This window comes from Olivibacter sp. CPCC 100613 (genome assembly GCF_036959255.1).
In the GTDB taxonomy this organism is placed as follows: Bacteria; Bacteroidota; Bacteroidia; order Sphingobacteriales; family Sphingobacteriaceae; genus Olivibacter.
Window position 1 is genome coordinate 966,838 of sequence record NZ_JAWMTI010000002.1, and the last position, 22,288, is coordinate 989,125.

The 22,288-nt window shown below is 39.6% G+C and carries 22 protein-coding genes; 9 read left to right on the forward strand and 13 right to left on the reverse strand.

What is annotated here, in order from left to right:
* Positions 1–105 precede the first annotated feature (105 nt).
* The 9 genes from RYH73_RS10555 to ubiE form a co-directional block, all read right to left on the reverse strand.
* On the reverse strand, positions 106–846 hold the full coding sequence (locus RYH73_RS10555) for an isoprenyl transferase (RefSeq protein ID WP_335313386.1): 741 nt from the start codon (positions 844–846) through the stop codon (positions 106–108).
* 7 nt (positions 847–853) lie between these two features.
* Positions 854–1,672: a type IX secretion system protein PorG gene (porG, locus tag RYH73_RS10560; RefSeq protein WP_335313387.1), complete on the reverse strand. Its 819-nt coding sequence runs from the start codon at positions 1,670–1,672 to the stop codon at positions 854–856.
* Positions 1,673–1,825: 153 nt separating this feature from the next.
* On the reverse strand, positions 1,826–2,716 hold the full coding sequence (locus RYH73_RS10565) for an NAD kinase (protein WP_335313388.1): 891 nt from the start codon (positions 2,714–2,716) through the stop codon (positions 1,826–1,828).
* A 111-nt stretch (positions 2,717–2,827) separates the two neighbouring features.
* Entirely contained in the window at positions 2,828–3,493 is a 666-nt protein-coding gene (locus tag RYH73_RS10570) for a CBS domain-containing protein (RefSeq protein ID WP_335313389.1), read from the reverse strand.
* Between the two features lie 143 nt (positions 3,494–3,636).
* Positions 3,637–4,398, reverse strand: coding sequence for an alpha/beta fold hydrolase (locus tag RYH73_RS10575; protein ID WP_335313390.1), 762 nt, complete (start codon positions 4,396–4,398; stop codon positions 3,637–3,639).
* 55 nt (positions 4,399–4,453) lie between these two features.
* Positions 4,454–4,909 carry a GatB/YqeY domain-containing protein gene (locus RYH73_RS10580; RefSeq protein ID WP_335313391.1) on the reverse strand — a complete coding sequence of 152 codons (456 nt, stop codon included), beginning with the start codon at positions 4,907–4,909 and terminating at the stop codon, positions 4,454–4,456.
* Between the two features lie 229 nt (positions 4,910–5,138).
* Positions 5,139–5,894 carry an SDR family oxidoreductase gene (locus RYH73_RS10585; RefSeq protein ID WP_335313392.1) on the reverse strand — a complete coding sequence of 252 codons (756 nt, stop codon included), beginning with the start codon at positions 5,892–5,894 and terminating at the stop codon, positions 5,139–5,141.
* A 71-nt stretch (positions 5,895–5,965) separates the two neighbouring features.
* Positions 5,966–6,793, reverse strand: coding sequence for a hypothetical protein (locus RYH73_RS10590; RefSeq protein WP_335313393.1), 828 nt, complete (start codon positions 6,791–6,793; stop codon positions 5,966–5,968).
* Positions 6,790–7,524: a bifunctional demethylmenaquinone methyltransferase/2-methoxy-6-polyprenyl-1,4-benzoquinol methylase UbiE gene (gene ubiE / locus RYH73_RS10595; RefSeq protein ID WP_335313394.1), complete on the reverse strand. Its 735-nt coding sequence runs from the start codon at positions 7,522–7,524 to the stop codon at positions 6,790–6,792. Before ubiE ends, RYH73_RS10590 begins: the two co-directional genes overlap by 4 nt.
* A gap of 113 nt (positions 7,525–7,637) precedes the next feature.
* Between ubiE and yihA the strand changes: the two genes are divergently transcribed.
* The 5 genes from yihA (at position 7,638) to RYH73_RS10620 (ending at position 12,738) form a co-directional block, all read left to right on the forward strand.
* Positions 7,638–8,240 carry a ribosome biogenesis GTP-binding protein YihA/YsxC gene (gene yihA, locus RYH73_RS10600; protein ID WP_335313460.1) on the forward strand — a complete coding sequence of 201 codons (603 nt, stop codon included), beginning with the start codon at positions 7,638–7,640 and terminating at the stop codon, positions 8,238–8,240.
* A 66-nt stretch (positions 8,241–8,306) separates the two neighbouring features.
* A complete protein-coding gene (locus RYH73_RS10605) occupies positions 8,307–9,161 on the forward strand; it encodes a UbiA-like polyprenyltransferase (protein WP_335313395.1) in 855 nt (284 codons plus the stop codon).
* A 371-nt stretch (positions 9,162–9,532) separates the two neighbouring features.
* Entirely contained in the window at positions 9,533–10,372 is an 840-nt protein-coding gene (locus tag RYH73_RS10610; protein WP_335313396.1) for a hypothetical protein, read from the forward strand.
* A gap of 64 nt (positions 10,373–10,436) precedes the next feature.
* Positions 10,437–12,152: a M3 family oligoendopeptidase gene (locus RYH73_RS10615; protein WP_335313397.1), complete on the forward strand. Its 1,716-nt coding sequence runs from the start codon at positions 10,437–10,439 to the stop codon at positions 12,150–12,152.
* A 1-nt stretch (position 12,153) separates the two neighbouring features.
* The gene (locus tag RYH73_RS10620; protein WP_335313398.1) at positions 12,154–12,738 is read left to right on the forward strand and encodes a TIGR00730 family Rossman fold protein; all 585 of its coding nucleotides are present in this window, start codon (positions 12,154–12,156) and stop codon (positions 12,736–12,738) included.
* Positions 12,739–12,773: 35 nt separating this feature from the next.
* Here the strand turns inward: RYH73_RS10620 and RYH73_RS10625 are convergent, their stop codons facing one another.
* From RYH73_RS10625 to RYH73_RS10635, 3 genes are all read right to left on the reverse strand, one after another.
* Entirely contained in the window at positions 12,774–13,430 is a 657-nt protein-coding gene (locus RYH73_RS10625) for an HAD family hydrolase (protein WP_335313399.1), read from the reverse strand.
* A 24-nt stretch (positions 13,431–13,454) separates the two neighbouring features.
* The gene (locus RYH73_RS10630) at positions 13,455–15,515 is read right to left on the reverse strand and encodes a dipeptidyl-peptidase 3 family protein (RefSeq protein WP_335313400.1); all 2,061 of its coding nucleotides are present in this window, start codon (positions 15,513–15,515) and stop codon (positions 13,455–13,457) included.
* Positions 15,516–15,687: 172 nt separating this feature from the next.
* Positions 15,688–16,902, reverse strand: a complete 1,215-nt coding sequence (locus tag RYH73_RS10635) for an NAD(P)/FAD-dependent oxidoreductase (protein WP_335313401.1) — start codon at positions 16,900–16,902, stop codon at positions 15,688–15,690.
* Positions 16,903–17,034: 132 nt separating this feature from the next.
* On the opposite strand from RYH73_RS10635, the gene RYH73_RS10640 reads away from it, so the two are divergent.
* Complete coding sequence (locus RYH73_RS10640) at positions 17,035–17,745, forward strand: hypothetical protein (protein ID WP_335313402.1); 711 nt, start codon at positions 17,035–17,037, stop codon at positions 17,743–17,745.
* A 24-nt stretch (positions 17,746–17,769) separates the two neighbouring features.
* Here the strand turns inward: RYH73_RS10640 and serS are convergent, their stop codons facing one another.
* On the reverse strand, positions 17,770–19,041 hold the full coding sequence (serS, locus tag RYH73_RS10645; RefSeq protein WP_335313403.1) for a serine--tRNA ligase: 1,272 nt from the start codon (positions 19,039–19,041) through the stop codon (positions 17,770–17,772).
* Between the two features lie 168 nt (positions 19,042–19,209).
* On the opposite strand from serS, the gene rsmI reads away from it, so the two are divergent.
* The 3 genes from rsmI (at position 19,210) to lnt (ending at position 22,280) form a co-directional block, all read left to right on the forward strand.
* Positions 19,210–19,875 carry a 16S rRNA (cytidine(1402)-2'-O)-methyltransferase gene (gene rsmI / locus RYH73_RS10650; RefSeq protein WP_335313404.1) on the forward strand — a complete coding sequence of 222 codons (666 nt, stop codon included), beginning with the start codon at positions 19,210–19,212 and terminating at the stop codon, positions 19,873–19,875.
* A gap of 130 nt (positions 19,876–20,005) precedes the next feature.
* Positions 20,006–20,653 carry a PH domain-containing protein gene (locus RYH73_RS10655; protein ID WP_335313405.1) on the forward strand — a complete coding sequence of 216 codons (648 nt, stop codon included), beginning with the start codon at positions 20,006–20,008 and terminating at the stop codon, positions 20,651–20,653.
* A gap of 1 nt (position 20,654) precedes the next feature.
* Positions 20,655–22,280, forward strand: a complete 1,626-nt coding sequence (lnt, locus tag RYH73_RS10660; RefSeq protein ID WP_335313406.1) for an apolipoprotein N-acyltransferase — start codon at positions 20,655–20,657, stop codon at positions 22,278–22,280.
* Positions 22,281–22,288: the final 8 nt, after the last annotated feature.

The window sequence follows — 22,288 nt, forward strand, 5'->3', positions numbered from 1 at the left end:
ATCGCCGCTAAAGTAAAATAAACAGTTGTTAATTTTTGTTAAACTATTTTTTTTCAACCATTTTGCAATGCCGGCATCTACTATTTATATATATAAATTAAAATACTATTTTAATTGTTCACTGGTTAACCCGAATCTCCGTTCTCTATTTTGAAATTCAACGATAGCAGCGTACAGATCATCACGCCTAAAATCGGGCCATAGCTTATTCGTGAAATACAATTCTGCATAGGCTAACTGCCAAAGCAAATAATTACTAACACGTTGTTCTCCACTTGTACGAATCATCAATTCAGGGTCAGGTAGAGGATAGGAATTAAGGTGTTGCGCAAATAAGTGCTCATCAATATCCTCAGGCTTTAATAAACCTTGCTGAACCGATTGCGCTATTTTTTTCGCCGCGTCCGCAATTTCCCAACGAGAGCTGTAGCTTAAAGCCAAAGTCAGTGTACATTTGGTATTAGAAGCTGTTTCCTCTATGCAGTTTCTGAGATAGGTTAATGCCCGAGGAGGTAATTGTTCAAGATTGCCAATTGCATTTAACCTCACCCCATTTGTCATTAATCGTTTAGTTTCCTTGCCAATGGAAGAAACGAGCAGTTCCATCAGTGCCGCAACTTCTAATTTTGGTCGATTCCAATTCTCTGCCGAGAAAGTATATAGCGTTAAATAAGGTACGCCCACATCTACTGCACCTTCTAAAACATCTCGCACGGAATCAACACCACGTTTATGGCCAAAAACTCTTAATTTACCGCGCTCCTTCGCCCAACGTCCATTTCCATCCATAATGATAGCTATGTGTCGTGGCAACTTATTACGGTCTATAAGTTCAACATTAGTCATTTTAAAGTTAGTTCTTCTTTATGTAAACGGGACACCCTGCCCTAAATATTGCATACGTTACAGTAAAAGTTGCCAACATATAAGCATCTCTTTTTCTGCCATCACCTCGTTGTGTTCCAATTAACATCTGATAGGATGGGTCAATAAAATGCAGACGCTGGTTCAGTGATTCTTCGCCCAACCTGTTTCTATCAGGCACCCAGTCATATCCATTTATATAATCTCCACTAATATCATCCAAATAATCTGTAAATGCTATACGATAGCCCAATTCAATACCAACGGTCCATGGTCCACGCAAGTTGTAGCGAAATCCCACACCAAAAGGGATGCTAAAACTATATCGATTGTAATCAACACCTTCCGTTTGATAATCGTGTAGATTAACCAACTTTCCGTCAAAATTATAGTTCTTTGGTTGAAAATGAAAACCTCCAATACCTGCAAATAGGTAGGGTGTATAAGAAACCCGACCATACGACGGTTCAAATTTAAAAAAATTAAACTCACCTACCAGCGATGCCTCATATATGGGTGATTTAAAATACAGTTGTTGCTGCATTACCCATTCATTTGAACTCGAAGCTCCATCCCCCCGTGTATTAGCACGAAGAAAATTAAACCGAACTGCCCAATTTCTACTTAGGTTCTTTCGTACAAGTAAACCAAGTGTCCAATCATTTAATTTTAATGGATTCGCGGGATTCAACTCCCCCATGTAACCCGACGTACCGCCACTAAGCCCTAATTCCCAATCCTGGGATCTTCCTATCTTTGTCACAAGAAGCATAATCGCAATCAATAGCGATGTATTTTTAAGCATCATGCGCATGCATTTCCAATAAAGGTGGTAAAGATAAGAGAAATTTTATATAAGCCGTTAGGTTTTAGCTTTTAGTTATCCGTTGTCCGCTTCCTGGAAAATCATGTTTACGCCTACGAACGCATATGAATAAATTAGATCCCATTTGCTTATTAACTAATAGTTTCTGGTATCCAGTCCCCACAGTAATTTATGTCGTATTGTGCTAAAAAAACTCTCTTCTTTGAGTCGAATCAGGTTAATAGCGAAGTTTGCTTTTTGAATGTATATAGCCGTCCCTGTGTCAACTGTTTCGGTTGTTGAGTCATAAGAAAAAAGAAAAGAATCACTCCTGCTCTCCACTTCAATCCGGATTACACTACTATCCGATACGACAATAGGTCTAACATTTAGATTATGGGGGGAAATGGGGGTAATGATAAAATTTCCCGAACCGGGCATAACAATTGGTCCACCGCAACTTAATGAGTAAGCAGTAGAGCCTGTAGGTGTTGCGACAATGAGTCCATCTGCCCAATAGGCATTTAATAGTTCATCATTCACATATGCATGAACGGTAATCATAGCAGAGCTATCTTTTTTTATGATGGTAATATCGTTCAAAGCAAATGCTAATTGCTGACTATTCACGCTTTTTCCTTCGTTTTTATAGGTAGCCAGCAACACTCTTTTTTCAATATCATAATGCCCCGAAAGCAAGGCTGCAAGGGCGTTTTCGATTTTGTCTTTATTGATACTTGCCAGAAAACCAAGTCGCCCGAAATTAATACCCGTTACGGGAATGCCACTTTCACCGATAATGGAAACCGCGGCCAGCATGGTCCCGTCACCACCAAGACTTAACATAAAACGAATATCATCAGGTAACTCTTTATAAGAATGGAAGGAGTGGGTTTCCTTTTTCCAAACGATTTTATCTGCTAAAAATTCGTTAAAGGGTTGATAAACCCATATTTCAACATTCTCTTTCGCTAAAAGATCGAATAAAGCTTGTACATATTGTATAACAGCATCTTGAAATTCTCTCCCGTAGATAGCTATTTTCATTATCTAATTTTGCTTTTTTGGCAATAATACTTGTTCTACCTACTACGAGCAGGCAGACGTTGATTTATATCCTTTTTGAGTCGCAACTTCCGTCGATTTCGTTTATAAAAATCATAAATCCAGGTATTTCATTAATTGATCGTACCGATCCCTGGTGGAATCATAACCTCTCTTATCGTTATAAATTCCCTTTACGATATAATCATGTCTCAAAAACGAAGCTACGATGGAAGATATATCCGTTCTGTTCAATTTCAATGTGATTTCCAAACGCGTTGAATCAGGAAAACTTCGGACACTTGAACTAAGAATTTGCGTATTATCTGATTCAACAATTTGCGCTATATGTGATAAGGAATTATCCCGATTTCCTATTTCTAATACGATGATCCCACCTTCTTCCTCGGAGGCCATGTTTTCTGCAAGGAAATCCGTTAGATTTTTCAAAGTAATCACTCCTTTGTACTGTTGTTGTTCGTCCACAATCGGCAGTATATCTAACCCGTGGGCATGAAAAAGACGAAGTGCATCATAAACATGTTGGTTTTCGAAGGCAAAGATCAATTTCAATGCATGTTTAGACGCAACGGCTTCCAAACGCATTTCTCCCATATGCTCTAAGAGATCGTCTTCAATAACCAAACCAAGATAAGCACTATGTTGCACTACAGGAAGTTGTGACACTTTATACTCTGCCATTCTATCCAAGAGAAACTGCAAGGTATCTTCCGGGCGAACCGGAAATATGTCATTTTTTATAATTTCACCTGTAGTCATCGTCGCTTTTATTTTATTTCGCCAGTCGAGAAATGTGTATTATGTTTTTTCCTCCCAACTCATCAATAACTATTTCTAATATATACGATAAAAACAACGTTTGGTTTAATCAATGTAAAGTAAACATATCTTTTTGAACAAACTTATGCATCCAGTTTATTCAGAAAGGCTTTCAGGTGTTGATTAAACTGCAAAGGCTGTTCCATCATTGGAGCATGTCCACACTGATCGATCCAAGTCAATTCGGCATTTGGCAATAATTCCAAAAACTCTTCTGCTACTTCAGGTGGGGTAATTTTATCGTTCTTTCCCCAAATTAGGCCCACTCGAATTTTCATATTTGGCAATTCTTTGGCCATATTATGTCTAATGGCCGACTTTGCCATAGCGATCGTTTTAATGACACGCTCTTTATTATTCACAGTTTCGAATACCTCATCAACCAACTCCTTCGTAGCAGTCTTTGGATCATAAAACGTAAACTCGACCTTTTCCTTTATGTAGTCATAGCTCTCTCTTCTTGGAAAAGAGCCACCAAATGAATTTTCATATAATCCGGAGCTTCCTGTTAACACCAAAGCTTTCACTTTGTTTTGGTGTTCTGCAACATACATGAGCGCCACATGCCCACCCAAAGAATTACCGATCAGTACAAAATTGTCCAACTTAAGGTGTTTAACAAATTTTTCAAACCATTTCGTTAAACTCTTAACACCCGTTGAAATGATCGGCATATCGTATATCGGCAGCATCGGGATGACAACTCGATAGTTCTCCTTCAACTCACTAACCGTATCTTCCCAATTACTCAAGGCACCCATTAAACCATGGAGCATAAGCACCACCTCTCCTGTACCTTCATCTATATATTTAAAACCTTTATCTTCCTTAATGGTCAACTCCATATAATAATTCCTAGTATCTATATAATCTTGATATGAACGCAATAATTTTAAGCGCTTATAAGGCGCTTAACTGTTCCTTAACTACTTCCGCTATTGTCTTTCCGTCAGCCTTTCCAGCCAAACGTTGGTTAACCTGTCCTATTACTTTACCCATATCTTTAATGCTGGTGGCTCCAACCTCTTGTACAACGTGCTGTACCTCTACAATAATTTCTTCCTTACTCAGCTGTTTGGGCAGATACTCTTCGATAACATCCTGTTCTTCTTTCTCTATTTGATAAAGGTCCTGTCTATTCTGTTGTAAATAAATTTCAGCTGATTCTTTGCGCTGTTTAACGAGTTTCTGTAAGACTTTCACTTCCGTCTCCTCCGTTAACGTTTCACTCGCCCCCTTTTCTGTTTTTGCCAGTAAAAGAGCCGATTTAATTGCCCTTAATCCTCGGAGCCGAGCCTCATTTTTGGCCAGCATAGCTGCTTTGATATCCTGATTTATTGTATTTTCAAGAGCCATATTCATTTTAAATTATGCATCTTTTTATGATGCGTGTTATCTACGGTTGCGATTGTCCTTTATACAATAAAACACCGTGGCACTTCTTTTTGGGCAAAACTAATTATTTTGCACATAAAATAGGTAAATAGGAACAAGTATTTACTAAAGATTTACCTTTCCTACTAATCGATTACGCTCAAAATAACCATAAAATAGCGTACAATCCAAGTTTCGATAAAAAAATTTATTATTCTTTATGAAAGAGTGTACCCGATGCCTGTGCCGTGGGCATCAACAATAAGTCATTTACATTTACATGAGGTGGCCTGGAAGCCGCGAACCAGATAGCCTCCGCTACATCCTCAGCGGACAACGGCGTAAAACCTGCATATACCTTTTTAGCACGCTCCTGATCTCCTTTAAATCGAACAACTGAAAACTCGGTTTCAACAGCTCCGGGATCAACACTTGTAACTTTTATATTATAAGGTAATAAATCGATACGCATTGCCTTCGTTAAGGCATCTACCGCATGTTTCGTTGAGCAATACACATTTCCATTCGGATAAACTTCCTTGCCCGCAATGGAACCGATATTAATGATATGTCCACTTTTTTTCGCTTGCATAAGTGGCACCACTACTCGCGTTACATAAAGCAATCCCTTCACGTTCGTGTCAATCATGCGGTCCCAATCGTCCGTATTTCCATCCTGTATCGGTTCCAATCCTTGGCTCAAACCTGCATTATTGATTAAAACATCGATATTCTTCCAATCCTCCGGTAGCTCATCCCATACTTTTTTTACTAAACTCTTGTCCCTTACATCCAAACCGATCGCATGAATTTGAACACCATATTTATTCTGAAGGTCGGTAGCCATTACATGCAACCGATCGACTCGACGGGAAGCCAATAAAAGATTATATTTTTCTCGTGCAAATACTTCCGCGCAAGCAAAACCTATACCCGAGCTTGCACCTGTTATAAAGACCGTCTTCATTCGCAAATATTTAATTTTAGCATTCTATCACTGCCAAATTAGGCAGGGCATTGACATCATTCTTTATGCAGCTACTCGAAGATCAAACTGAATTGAATACTTCTTAGCAGTAATTTATCGAGTGGGTCCATAAAGGGATTCGGTAAATTCTTCCATTTTTTATCGAGAATACTGTTCATGGTTTGTGACCATTTCAGTTCCGCAGACATTTTGAAATATTCAAAAAACAAATCAACACCTACGCCAGCTTCATATGAAAAGTAATAAGGTTTTACAATGATCGGCATAAATTCAGGAAGATTTTCGGTAAGTTCATTATAGTATTTATTCCGCCCGATGTTTCTAGTGAACTTGGCCCCTCCTACAATATAACCGCGGTACTTATCTTCACCATAGATTTTTTTCATATCCGACTTAAACTTTACTAAAATGGGCATTTCAAATGCAAAAAAGTTTTTGTCTAAGCTATTACTGCTCACATTTGAGCGAGGTTCTTCCTTATGATATTTAGTGACGGTAATCCGTTCCCCCGTTGCTTCTTCTAAAAAGACGTAATCAAGTGATTGATCAGCGAAAATCAGATATGTTGGCCTGACAATGAAATTGGCATTCCCTCCCAGCCGCACATCGATCGGAATACCGAAACCCATTCCCCCCATACCTGCCGGTGTTTTTAATCCTACAAGTCGCCGTCCGGCAACTCCGCCATTAGCCGATTGCCAATTGGCATTTTTAGTAGCTTTGTAATAAGAGGTCTGGTACGTAAAGAAAAAACCTAGATGAAGTATTTGATCTTCATCATATTCGCCACTAAAAGGTAAAGTCATTCGTTTCTGTGCGCTTGCAATTAAACAAAAGACAAGCATCAGACTCAATGCAATACCTTTTTTTTTCATCATTTCGTACCAATATAAATGGTGCAAATACCGAAAGTTTGCGGCCTACACACCGTTTTCGAGAAACCTACACGAGTAAGGATTGAAGTGAACCTTTCGCCATCCGGAAATTGCACAACAGACTCGGGCAAATAGCTATAAGCTTCTCGGTCCTTGGAAAACAATCTTCCAAAGAAGGGCATAAGGGTGCTGGAATAAACGCCATAAAGTTGTTTCATCGGAAAAGATTTCGGGTTGGAAAACTCCAATATAACAGCCTGTCCTCCCGGCTTTAATACCCGACAAATATCTGCAAGCCCCTTTTCTAGATTTTCAAAATTCCGAACCCCAAAAGCAACGGTGACAGCATCAAAAGATGCATTGTCGAATGGTAAACCTTCCGAATCTCCTAACACAACTTCAAATTTATCCCCCACACCTCTTTTGGCAATCTTCTCCTTAGCTACCTTCAGCATACCTTCGGAAATGTCAACCCCAATTACCTTATCCGGCTTCAGCGTATTAATTGCTTCAAATGCAAAATCTCCCGTTCCTGTTGCCACATCTAACATTTTTTTAGGTTGTAATGATCGAAGTGATTTGATTGCCTTTTTCCGCCATACGATATCAATGCCGAAAGACAAAAAGTGATTCAGAAAATCATAGGTCTTTGATATATTATTGAACATGGTAGCAACCTGCTGTTTCTTGCCTACCTTGTCGTCCTTATACGGAGTAATTGTATTTGAATCCATGCGTACGCAAACTTATGTAAAATTGACCTCTTCGCCAAGAGTCTTCATGTAATATTCGTTGTTGGTTGTTCTTTATCTTAAAACGTATAACTAAAATGTTATCTTTGCTCATTATGGTGATAAAAAGTGCCGAATTTGTCTGCAGTAATACAAGAATAGACAAGCTTCCTGCTCCGACGCTGCCTGAATATGCCTTTATAGGCCGCTCAAATGTGGGAAAGTCTTCATTAATTAATGCGCTAACACAGCATAAAGGTTTAGCAAAAACTTCGCAGACTCCCGGAAAAACACAGTTGATAAATCATTTTTTAATTAATAAAGAGTGGTTTTTGGTCGATCTTCCCGGATACGGTTATGCCAAGACCTCCAGAACAAATCGCAGTGAGTGGGGAAAATTTATAAAAAAATATATATTTAACCGCGAAAACCTACAATGTGTTTTTGTATTAGTAGACAGCAGGTTAACCCCACAAAAAAACGATCTGGATTTTTGCTGTTTACTAGGGGAAAAAGGCGTACCTTTTGTTCTCATTTTCACAAAAGCCGATAAGCAGTCGAAAATGAAATCAGAAAATAATATAGAATTATTTCGCAAGGCCCTTTTAACTTGGTTTGAAGAAGTTCCCCCTCATATTCTTACTTCGTCCGAAACAAGGGCAGGATGTGATGAGATCCTTCACTTGATTAATGACGTTAACCAAAGATTTACCCTTTAACACGTCATTAACTAAAATGAAACCCGCATGCATTCATGCTTACTAGATGATTAATGATTAAATTCAATGAAAAAATACCTGTCGCTTGTCCTTTTTGCACATAGCATTTTTGCAATGCCCTTTGCTTTTATCGGGTTCTTTCTAGCTGTTCACACCACCAATCATACATTCAATTGGCTACTTCTCTTGCTCATGCTTATCTGCATGGTTTCAGCACGCAACGCCGCCATGGCCTTTAACCGTTATTTAGATAGAGATATTGACGCACTTAATCCCCGTACCGCCATGCGCGACATCCCCGCAGGCCGTATAAGCGCAAAAAGTGCGCTAACTTTTACAATTATCAACTGTGTTATTTTTATCGCGGCCACCTATTTTATTAACCCCATTTGCTTTTATCTTTCGCCTGTTGCGCTATTTGTCGTACTATTCTATAGTTACACCAAGCGAATAACACCTTTATGTCACCTGGTATTGGGCCTTGGTTTAGGATTAGCTCCACTTGGAGCCTATCTGGTCGTAACTGGAAGTTTCAATATTGTTCCGGTGCTCTACGCATTTTCTGTCCTCTTTTGGGTGAGCGGATTTGACATTATCTATGCGCTGCAAGACGAAGAGTTCGACAAGCGCCATCATTTGAACTCCATTCCGGCATATTTTGGAAAAAAGGGTGCGCTGCGTATATCCGAAATTCTGCACATATTATCCGCTTGCTGTATCATAATTCCAGTATTTTACATGCATTTAAGTTGGTTTTATATGACGGGTGTCGTCTTCTATTGTTCTTTATTGTTCTATCAGCATCGCATCGTAAGCCCAACCGATTTACGAAGAGTCAACAGAGCGTTTATGACCACCAACGGTATTGCTTCCGTTATTTTTGCCTTTTTTTTCCTACTGGATATTTACTTTCTAAGCTAAGGCCTATATAAGACCTATTAGATCGGTTCTATTCTTTTCAGGTCAGCTAGCTATTCAAAGCAATTAGATCCTGTGGTCTACACTATGGCAGTACATAGCTCCCTCATGGCCTATTCCCTTTCCATCCCTTTGTGATCCGTTAGGTAGCCGTACTATAGAAAGGCAAGGAAAGACGAATGGAGAACAAATGAGTATAGAATAGAAGGTGGACCTAACGTGGATTAAAGGTGGACTTGACGTGGACTTCACGTCGATTCTTAGCATCTAAATCCAATAGATTATTGAGGTTCGGATTGTTTCGGTATGTGGAAAAGAATACCCTTGCAAATTTACAAAATTTATTGTAAAATGCCGTTTTATCGCTAAACGCTATGGCAAAACAAACAAGCATTATTACATTCAGCGGAAAATTAGGCGAACATGTTCACTATCGTCGAGGTGGTAAACATTTCACCAAGCGGGCATCAAAGGAGCCTCACAATTTTTCGCAAGGAAGCATTGCTGCTCAACAAGCTTTTGCTTTAGGCAGTACTACAGGAAAGCATTTAAAAACAGCTTTTCAACCCATTTTAAAAGAATATAAATACGAGGGTATACACAACAGGCTAGCGGAAGCCTGTAAACAGATATTCAGAAATGGCCCTGTAGTTCAATCCGAAAGCAACAGGTTTCAGGATTATAATATCAAAATGCTACTTGATTTCAATTTTAACAAGTATGCTCCTATCGATTCACTTATTCGCCATAATCCGATAGAACTCACTTTTGATCCTTCGGGAAAAGTAGGCATCGTGATAAATGAACATAATCCCATGGAGTCCTTTTCCAATTACTTAAAAATGCATGCCATTTCGATCCGGTTTCTTTTTTCGACGGTCGATTTAGATCGTCCTTCCTTTAGCTATCATCATACGCAAGACATTATCATTCCATTGGATGAATCACTCTTTATAAAAAAACAAGGAACAGTGCAACTTGGGTCTTTAGCCAACAAATTGTTAATCTGCTGCACGCAGATCAGATATTATGGCAGCGCGGATCATCTTGCTTATTCTAATAACAAAAAATTGGTATCTGCAACGATTTCCGCTATTGATTATATAAAAGATAATATCGTTGTCTCCTATCCTTCACGAAGTAAAGAACCGGTCAAACGATCGATCCCGGAAAAGGAACCCTCTGTTGATACGACTCCCATAAATTGGGAATAAGTTGACAATGGAATTTAATATTTTTTATTTTAATACGTTAATTAAATTATACTAAAAAGAATTTATGCATACGCTCAATAAAATCGTTCGCCATTTTGTACCGCAAAACCTTGTTATACTTTGGGAAAACTTGAATCCTCTATTTCAGGAACTGCAAAACCGACCGATCGAATCCAAGGAAGCTTTGGAACAATGGATGCTTGATCGCAGTGAATTAGAAGCGGTTTTGGAAGAAGACTTCGCTTGGCGTTATATCCGCATGACTTGCGATACAACGGACGAAAAATTATTGCAAGACTTTCAGTATTTCGCTACCGAGATAGAACCGAAAATTGCGCCCATTGCCAACACATTGAACAAGAAACTCATTGAATCTGATTTCGTAAATGACTTGGATCAAGAAAAGTATTTTATTTACTTACGGAGTGTTAGAAAAGCGCTTGAAATATTTAGGGATGAAAGTATTCCGTTGCTCACCGAACTCCAAGTAGAACAGCAAAAGTATCAATCCATTACCGGTAATATGGAAGTTGAGGTTGATGGCAAAACCTATACGCTTCCGCAAGCGGCGACCTTTTTAAAAGATACTGATCGAAGCAAAAGAGCGATTGTTTGGCGAAGTATAAACAATAGACGCCTACAAGACAAAGAACAACTGAACGCGCTATTTAATCGTTTACTAAAACTTAGGCACCAGGTGGCGCTGAATGCGGGTTTCGAGAATTACCGTGATTATATGTTTCAATCTTTAGGTCGCTTTGATTATACACCGCAAGATTGTTATTCCTTCCATGCGGCCATCGAAAAAGAGCTTGTGCCACTTTTACGAGAAAAAGCAGAAATACGAAGAAACGCGCTACAACTCAATGAGCTTAAGCCGTGGGACCTGGAAGTAGATATCACAGGAAAACCAGCACTTAAACCATTTGATAATGGGCAAGAGCTCATTGAAAAAACAGCGATCTGTTTTAATCGATTGGATCCGTCGATTGGTAAATACATCGAGATCATGCAGGCAAACAACCTTTTTGATGTGGAAAGCAGAAAAGGAAAAGCTCCAGGTGGCTATAATTACCCCTTGGCAGAAAGTGGTGCCCCATTCATTTTTATGAATTCAGCCAATACATTTAGAGACCTGACCACCATGGTACACGAAGGAGGTCACGCTTTACATACCTTTTTAACGGCAGATTTGGCCTTGAATGATTTCAAACACCTGACCAGTGAGATTGCAGAATTGGCATCCATGAGCATGGAACTCATTTCAATGGATTACTGGGATACATTTTTCGATAAGAAGGAAGACTTAATACGCGCGAAAAGGGAACAGCTGGAGGATGTGTTAAAAACGTTACCTTGGGTCGCTACCGTTGATCAATTTCAACATTGGCTTTATACCAACCCTGACCATACGGAGACACAACGAGAAGCAGCATGGAATGAGATTTTTGATCGCTTTGGTCATAATTTTGCCAACTGGGAAGACCTAGAAGAGGCAAAATCATTTCTTTGGCAAAAACAACTACATATATATGAGGTGCCTTTTTATTATATAGAGTACGGGATGGCCCAATTGGGTGCAATTGCTGTATGGAAACATTATAAAGAAAATCGCGCGCTAGGCTTAAAGCAGTACATAGAAGCACTAAAACTGGGCTATACGAAAACAATTCCTGAAATCTACCAAACAGCGGGTATTGCTTTCGATTTCAGTCAGGCCTACGTAAAAGAGCTGGTACAATTTGTAAAAGCGGAATTGGAAAAATTAGATAAAGAATAATATGAAGAGTATTACTGTTTTTTGCGGATCCAGTAACGGATTGAAAAATAATTATAGACACCAAGCATTTCTGCTTGGAGAAGCGTTAGCCCAAAAAGGAATTCAACTTGTATATGGCGGGGCCAATGTCGGCTTAATGGGCGCAGTTGCAGACGGTGCACTCAGTAGAAAGGGCCGCGTTGTTGGTATCCTCCCCGAGTTCCTGCAAAAGAAGGAGCTGGCCCACAAGGGGATCACAGAACTACATATTGTTGAAACAATGCATCAACGTAAGACCAAGATGCACGATTTATCCGACGGTTTTATTGCCTTACCCGGAGGATTTGGAACCCTTGAAGAATTATTTGAAATTATTACCTGGGCTCAGCTCGGCTTGCATAAGAAACCAATCGGACTATTAAATATCGACGGTTTTTATAACCACCTCGTCTTATTGTTAGCGCAAATGGTTGACAACGGTCTCCTGAAACAAATCAACCGTGATATGTTATTAGTTGATCAGGATATAAATGGGTTGATCGAACAAATGCATGCATACGAAGCCCCCACAGTTGGCAAGTGGATCAGCAGCGAAGAAAAGGTGTAATGATGGTGGTCATGCCTGAGAATTCTATTATTGCATTATGCGAGTAGCCTATCGACCGTATCAACGTCAATATCGTAATAATCTCTGATATAATGATCACAAGGCGGTAATTCCTCTTTGCTATGGGAGGAAAGCACACCAACCACCTTCATTCCCGCATTGATCGCTGCTGTCACACCCGAAAATGAATCTTCGAAAACAAGACAGTGCGCAGGCGGTACCTGTAAATTTTCCGCGGATTTTAAATAAACTTCCGGATTAGGTTTATGCAGCTTTACATCCTCGCTACTGAGTATCGATTCCATTTGCGGTGCAAATGCCAATTTATTCAGGATGAGTTCGAGGTTTAAATACGGTGCAGAAGTTGCCACTCCTGTTTTGTATCCGGTGCTTTTTAAATTCGACAGAAAAGCAAGGAATCCCGGTATTGGATCAATATGATCGGCGTAGATCATTCTGAACAACAACTCCTTCTCATCCTCTAATACGCTCACCTCTTCATCACTAAGCTCCCTCTTCAGAAAATATTTCATAATATAGCTATTATGCTTACCGTACATATGATCTACGAATTCCTGTTCGGTATAAGGGATTGATCGTTTATCAAAAAATTGTCTAAAGGCTTCTGCATGATATGGATTGGTATGGCAAATCACACCATCCATATCGAAAATTACAGCTCGATGATTCATGCCGGCAAAGATAGTGATAAAGGTCTAAGGTAAAAACCCATATTCTTTCCCATAACCGAGCATTTGCTCATAAAATGAAGTGGGATATTCAATTTTTACATCTGTTATTTTCCCATTTTCTTCCACTGCAACCAGTTTTGGTTGGATGAAGCCTTTATAAGGTTTCAGGTTGAGCTTCGCATATCGATCCAGGACCTCTTTATGTAAGGGTTGATCAACTTTTACACCGTAATTTTCAACCAAATTTTTACCAGCTTCATAATCACCTTCCGATTTAAGTCGCTGGATCTCCCTCAATAGTTCACCAAATAAGCCACGCAGCTTTTTGTAATCATTGATTTGTACATAGGTTTTGTCATTTTCTTTGACAAACTCCACCACCTTATCCTTTTTGCCCTTCTCGTATACCCAATAGGCATTCAAAGCGCGATTACGCATATGTGCCTCCTCTATATCGTCACCTAATTTCAGCCTCGTAAGTTGTGTCATTAAACCATTCATCATATAGTTGTCGTATTCAGCTTTGCCAACTTCAAGCGAAGGCATAACGCCTATTTCGACTAGCTTTGGATCCATGATATAATAGAGGGCAACAAGGTCGGCACGGGCCTCCTCTAAACAAGACGCGTAGCTTTTCAAGGTTTTGTCAGGAGTTCCTACCCCCGGGTTTATTTGCCCTGAAGCATGACCGATACATTCGTGCATATCGGTATGTAAATCGCTCCCTAAATTTCCGAATTGTTTCATACGTTCCAATTTTTTAGCGTCATGAACAAATTCGTCTAAAAATCCACTGCTAGCACTGCTTTCATTATAAGCATGTATAATGTTACTCAAAGACACCGATTTCGATCCATACTCTTTGCGCAGCCAGTCGGAATTAGGCAAATTAATTCCTATTGGTGTACTAGGGGCCGCATCACCCGCCTCTACAATGGCCGTGATCGCTTTAGCACTTATCCCTTTCACTTTTTTCTTTTTATGTTCCGCAACTAAAGGCGAGTTATCCTCAAACCACTGTGCTTGATCTGCTATGGCTTTTATACGCTTGGTGCTTTCAAGATCTTTTAGGGAAAGAACCGCTTCATAACTACCTTTAATACCGATCGCATCATTATAAACTTCGATAAAACCATTAGCAAAATCAATCGTAGCGGCGGTATCCTGCACCCAGGCAATGTTATATTCATCCCACTTCTTTAAATCGCCGGTTTTATAATACGCTACCAGTAAGGATAACGCTTTTTTCTGCTGATCATTCTCCGCCAATGGAATCGCCTTTTCAATCCACTGTACCATTTTTTCGATGGCAGCACCATACATCCCACCTACTTTCCAAGCATGTTCAATCAATTTACCCGACACCTTGGTTACTTTACTGTTTAAACCCCACTCAGGATCCTGTCCCGTGTGCGGAAATGAATTATAAAAAGTCTCAACTTCCTGCTGTGTAACCCCTTCATAAAAATTGTTGGACGATTGAGCAACATGATCAATACCCGCTGTTAAATTCACCATTTTTGGTTCAAACGTTGGATCGAAGATCACCTGTTTCATTTTTGCTAAGAAAGTTTCCAAACTTTCTCCTTCATGTAACGGCAGCAAATTTACATCGCAGCTCTTTACCAACGTGGCGAAGTAATCAAAAGAACAAGTTGGCACAAACTTATCATTTGAATAATGATGATGATTCCCGTTACTGAACCAAAATTGTCCCGAATAAACCTTGAATTTCTCCCATTCATCACCTGATTGCTTTATTTTAGGATTGTTCCAAATAGCTTCCAGCGTTTTCCTGATGGTTAGATTATATTTTCCTCGCTGATCATAGATGATATCCCGTCCAGAAAGCGCTGCTTCATAAAGGTAATAAGCAAACGTCTTTTGTTCTAAGGTCAGCTGCTCCCAACCAGGCACTTGATAGCGTAAAATTTCGAGATCTGCAAAAGAATCAACGGAAACTTTAAACGCTTCCTTCTTATCCGAGTTATCCGAAGTTTGTTTGTCAGCCGTATTACAAGCTGATAAAAGAGTAACTACAAGTGTCCCGTAGAGCCAGGTGTTTCGATTTTTTTTCCTTATCATATTGTGGTTCTAATTTAGCTCGTAAAGGTACTAGTTTAGAAGGGAAATAGATAAAGTTAATTATTCATTCATGTTCACTCTGAAGGTATTCATGAGCTCGTCGCTACGCTCGGTTAGCCAATGTGATCATGAATTACGCTCGCGCCCATAACCAACAGCTAGTAACGAATAACTAAGAACCCTTAGTTCTGTCAAAACCAAAGAGCGTCTCCCTGTTGTCCTTTTTTCCAAGGATTTTGTTCTTTATAAGTTGAGCTGCAATCATACTAAAGGTGATTCCATTGCCCCCATACCCTAGCGCGAAGAACCTGTTTTTTTCATTAAACTCACCAATATAGGGCAATCCGTCGTCTGTAGAACTGAAGGTTCCGCACCAGGTAAAATCAGTTACCATGGGGATGTCTTTAAAAAGTCTGTGAAATTTCCTTTCCAATATCTTTGTTTTTCGCTCCATTTGAGCATCTCTTAATCGATCGTTTTTGAAGGGAATATCTTCTCCGCCCATCATAATTCGATTATCGGAGGTTGTGCGTAGATATAAATAAGGCTGTCTGGTTTCCCATATTAAGCAACGGTCAGTCCAGAGCTGATCAGGGGACAGTGGTTGTGATACGAGGGCATAGGTAGAAATTAGTTTCATTATTTTCTTTGGTAGAAATCGGGAAGCCTCGAAACCGGTGGCAATCACTAAATACTTACAGCGAATTGTCAATCCTTTCTGCGTTTTTGCAATGAATCCATCTTCCAACTTTTCATAGCTAATGATCTCTGTATAGGCATACAGTTTTAAATGATGCCTTTTGCGATGGTATGCTAACAGGTTGGTAGAAGTTTTATAGCAGTCGATCTGCGCAGACGTATTGTTCCAAAGTGCGCCATGACCGTCAATATGATAATCTTGTTTTAATTTTTCAGATGTGAAAAAGGAAATGGGTAAATTGTGCTTCTTACGTATTTCGAATTCAGTTTTTAGCCTGCGTAAGCCTATCCGGTTACTTGCCAACAACAAGGTAGGAATATATTCAAAGTCAGCCTTAATACCTGTGTCGTCAACGAGTACCTTAATATCTGCAATCGACTGTAAACTAGCCTCGTAAGCCGAAGTTGCTTTTTTTTCTCCAATCTTTTTGGCTAACTTGTACAAAGGAACGTCAATTTCATATTGTAACTGGGCTGTACTTGCAACTGTACTTCCGCCTGAAATAGCACGTTTATCGGCAACAACGCATTCGATTCCTGCGTTACAGAGTTCGTGAGCGACTAAAGCGCCTGTAATTCCTGAACCTATAATCAAAACTTCGGTGATAAGATCTTTCTCCAACTGATCTGTATGTTCAAATAGTGAATTTTTAACACGCCAAAAGGGTGAGCCTGAATGTAGATTCATTTGATTGTATTAGTGTTACATTGAATGAACTCTAAACGACTCTTAATGGGAGATTGTTTTAACTACGGGGATAAAAATGATTTGCCAGTATGAAACTTTATTCGTAACTTAAGTCCATAAGTCGGAGGTCATATGTCTAAATTGAATACCGATTGGTTTATCGAAATCCCATTGGATTTTGAGTATAAGAAGTATCAACTCTTAGCCTATCTTAAAGAAATCAACCATCATTTCCACAGGAATCAACTGTATCCCAATCTAAATGACCTGGTTTTTCATTACAATAACTTGCATAAGTTTAAAAAAGACAAAACCACACTGCAAGATTCTTTTCCGGTACGCTTAACGCATGCTGATACAGAAGCCGTAAAGCTGACTTATGAAAAGCTGGTGAACGATGATGATTTAATGCTAGAGATTGAACGGATCATTAGTTATGCAATTGTTAAACTTGATGAAGTGTTGAAGGAAGGGAAAGAGATTTATGATTTTGTAGAAAGCCGTCTGACGATAGAAGCAATCGGTGTGATGCCCTTATATCCGTACAATGGATATATGTTATTGAAAAACGGTACGGAGAAGGGTATTTTGGTGTATGAATACCAAGTGACATTGTTCGAAGGAAAAGATGAGCAATACAGAGGCGTGCACATGGATTACCTTACTAAATATGACAGGCACTTACTTTATGGAACACCGGAGTTGATCCGTAAAGACCTTATACACCAACGAAAAAAATTACCGAACCCGGCCGTTTATCATGTGGAAAGTGACATTACTTTTCCACTTAACCAAACCCTGTTACCGCTAGCAAAGCGGTCGCTGATGAAGCAGATTTCTTAACTTGTTGGTTATTAGATCAATTACTTAATCAATCCATTCGAAACCGGTATAAGGCACCAATATGTTCGGTATCTTTATGCCACGATCAGTCTGGTTCTCTTCCAAAATACAGGCAACAATACGTGGAAGAGCCAACGCACTTCCATTCAGGGTATGGACTAAATGCATCTTCCCATCCTGTCCTTTAAATCTCGCTTTTAAACGGTTACTTTGAAAAGTCTCGAAATTCGAAACAGAAGATACTTCCAACCATCGTTGCTGTGCACCACTCCATACCTCCATGTCATAAGTCATCGCAGAGGCAAAGCCCATATCTCCGCCACATAGACGCAACACACGATAGGGCAATTGGAGCTTTTGCAGTAATGATTGTACATAAGAACTCATCTCTTCCAATACCTCATACGATTTCTCAGGATGAACAAGCTGAACCAATTCAACTTTATCGAACTGATGCAACCGGTTCAAGCCGCGAACGTGAGATCCATAAGACCCGGCCTCACGCCTAAAACAGGGAGTGTAGGCCGTATTTTTTATAGGAAAATCCTCTTCCTTTAGAATTTCACCCCGATACATATTTGTAACAGGTACCTCCGCAGTCGGAATAAGATAGAGATCATCAGCGGTAACATAATACATTTGCCCTTCTTTATCCGGCAATTGCCCGGTTCCGAAACCTGAATCACCATTGATTAAAATAGGCACCTGTACCTCCCGGTAGCCATTTTCAGTAGCTTGATCTAAAAAGAAATTAATCAAGGCCCGTTGAAGCTTGGCACCTTTTCCTTTGTAAACAGGAAAGCCTGCTCCACTTACTTTAACCCCCAATTCAAAGTCAATAATATCATATTTAGCAGCCAGTTCCCAATGAGCTAAGGCATTTTCAGGTAAAACAGGCTTCTCACCTTGCTCCAAGATTATTTCATTGTCTTCCGCTGTCTTTCCTTCCGCTACATCTTTATATGGAAGATTAGGCAATTGGACAATTTTTTGAAAAAATTGTTCTTCCAAAAGGCCTAATTGTTCATTTAATACCTTTAATTGCTCTTTATATTCCCCTGATTTAGCTTTTATTGCATCCGCTTCTTCTCGCTTCCCTTGACGCATCAGCTCTCCAATTTGTTTGGCTGCCGCATTCCCTTCCGCAGCGATGGATTCTGATCGAATTTTAGTAGAGCGGATGTCTTCATCTAAAAGAATAACTTCGTCTACCAATTCCAATTGACCGAAATTACGCACTTGCAAGCGTTTAATCACATCGTTTCTGTTCTCACGGATATAGCTAATTTGCAACATATATTCTTATTTTTGCAGACAAAGATATTAAAACTAAAAAGTAAAAAGTAAAAATTCAAAAGTAAAAAAACCGCCTCTTATAGGGATGGTAAAAATTCAAAAGTAAAAGGCCTGCGTTGTCTGTTTTCAGCTAAAAACTTGCCATGTGGTGCTTATAATATAAAAAAAATGCTTTACATCGTTCCAACACCCATCGGTAATTTAGAAGACATGACCTTCCGCGCTATCCGTATTCTGAAAGAAGCTGATATTATTCTGGCGGAAGATACACGCACAAGTGCCCCCCTGCTCAAGCATTTCGGAATTGATAAAAAGGCCTACGCTCATCATCAACATAATGAACATAAAGCGTTGAACGAAGTGATCCGTTTTTTAAAAGATGGTAAAACGGTCGCGCTCATATCAGATGCCGGAACACCGGCCATATCAGACCCGGGCTTCTTACTGGTTCGAGAGACTATAAAAAATGGATTAGCGGTTTGCTGCCTCCCCGGCGCAACTGCTTTTGTCCCAGCGCTGGTAAATTCAGGATTGCCGACAGATAGTTTCGTGTTTGAAGGTTTTTTACCGGTAAAAAAAGGGCGGCAAACAAAACTGAAGTCGCTGGTCAACGAGGAGAGAACGATGGTATTTTATGAATCTCCCCATCGGCTGCTAAAAAGCTTGGAGGAATTTGGTAATTTCTTTGGAGGCGATCGATTCGTTTCCGTATCGCGAGAGATCAGTAAAATATACGAAGAAAATATCCGAGGTACTATTGAAACAGTATTAACACATTTTCAAAACAATCCTATAAAAGGAGAGTTTGTAATTTGTATAGCTGGAAAATCGTAAATTAGCATAGCTTAAGTTTGTGAGTGAACTGATTAGGGAATGGTTGTATATATGACTTAACTACTCGACAATTTAACGACTTGACATAGCCGCTATATGATTTATTTTTAATTTTGAATTTTACTCGAAAATGTACATAGAACAATATTTAAACGAGGAACAAGACCCTAAAGTAGTTGAGAAACTTTTAAGTAAGTTAAAAGATATGCTTACCTCAGGTGAAGTAGTCACCTATGTTGCGGTACAGAAAAAACCCGCTGTAACCCTATTACCCGATTGCGTTGTACTGACCAGTAAGCGAATCATGCTGTGCGAGTCTGCAAAATTAGGCTTAACGACTAATTTTGAGATATTGACCTGGCAAGATGTAAAAGATGTTGCCTTTAAAGAGGAATTTTTTGGCGCCAAATTCACCGTGATTCCACAGAACGGGGAGAATTTAACGGTAGAATATATTCCCAAAGTACAGGCGAGAAAACTTTATCAATTGGCCAATGAATCACTCGAACGGAAAAAAGAGGAGCAACGACTACGAGAAATTGAATTGAAAAAGGCAACTACACCGCCTGTTATGCTGAAACCACTGCAGGAAGAAACGCCTATTGAGCCAGCACTCAAGCCCGAACAAGAACCCATCCTTAAAGCAACAAAAACGATAACAGAACCAGAAGATGAGGTGACAATTAAGTTGAAAAAGTTAAAAGTACTATTTGAAAAACAACTGATCACTCAAGCAGAGTACGAAAACAAAAAGAACGAAATTCTATCTCAATTCTAACGTGAAGAATAACTATTCCCTGGCTTTATTAAGCGCTTTTTTATTATGGTTGGGTTGGCCGCCTGTCCCCTACACAGCCCCACTCCTCCTAATGGCTTTCGTACCGCTATTAATTGCTACCGAGCGTACGATTCTAGACAATTCGAAAAATAAAGGTAAAAAGGTGTTTCTTATGGCGGGCCTTACGGCATTCATATGGAATACAGCCTCCATCTATTGGGTATATAATGCAATCAGTGCCGTGATGCCGGCTTATGTTGCTGTCTTTATTAGTTTAATTCCTTTTGGCTTAGCCGCCTTCTTGATTGCAATCGTATTCAGGCTCTATTATCAACTTAGAAAACGATATAGCCTGATAGGTAGTTTGGTTGGACTCGTATGTTTATGGATTGGCTATGAATATTTGCATCAAAGCTGGGATCTTGCATTTCCTTGGATGACCTTAGGGAATGGTTTTGCCAATGCGCATCCATTAATTCAGTGGTATGCCTACACGGGTGTTTATGGAGGAACAGCATGGATCTGGCTCTGTAATATCGCCTTGTTTCTCGTTTTGCGCAGACGAATTTATGATAAAGCCTATTCGCTAAACTTCAAACGTTTTATTAGTTTTGCCTTGGTAGTTCTTATTCCATCCATTATTTCCTTTATACAATATTTCTCCTACGAAGAGCACGAAAACCCCTCTAATATAGTGGTGGTACAACCGAACATAGATCCTTATGGCAAATTTGGCAATATAACTGTTGCCACCCAAGTAGATAACCTCATCCGATTATCAACTGACAAAGCGCAAACCAATACGGAGTTTTTTATTTGGCCGGAATCAGCAATACCGGAAAGACCGCCGGGAGTGAACGAGGAAGAAATAAGAAAAAACGACAGTTATCTTCGTGTAAGAGATTTCTTATATAATTATAGGAACGGGAATGTGTTGTCAGGTATTGAGTCAATGCAACTATATGATTCGTTACAAACGCCCTCAGCCCGTCAATTCAGCAACGTATCCAAATATTATGATGCTTTTAATGCTGCCGTACTGATCGACAATTCTTCAAAAGTACAGTTCTATCATAAATCGAAACTAGTACCCGGTGTGGAACAAACGCCTTTTTCATACTTATCTTTTTTAAAACCTTTATTTGCTGCCTTTGGTGGAAGTACAGGGAGTTATGGTTCACAAGAAAAGCCTTCCGTCTTTTACTCGCAAAGTGGTATTGGAGCGGCTCCTGTCATTTGCTATGAATCCATATGGGGCGATTATGTAGCAGAATATGTGAAACAGGGGGCACAGTTTATAGCCGTTATTACCAATGATGGCTGGTGGGGAAACACTTCGGGTAAAAATCAACATTTAGATTATGCCAAATTGAGAGCAATAGAAAACCGCAGATGGGTGGCAAGATCAGCTAATACCGGTATTTCGGCCTTCATTAATCAACGGGGAGATATCGTTGCTCAAAGCAAATGGTGGGTACCAACAGCCCTTAACGCTGATATCAATTTAAACGAAGAAATAACGTTCTATACCGCAACTGGTGACTATATTGCCTATATCGCCTGCTTTGGTTCTGCCTTTTACTTAATTTTGCTTCTAGGCACCTTTTTCAAATGGTCTAATCGTTGAATAATTGT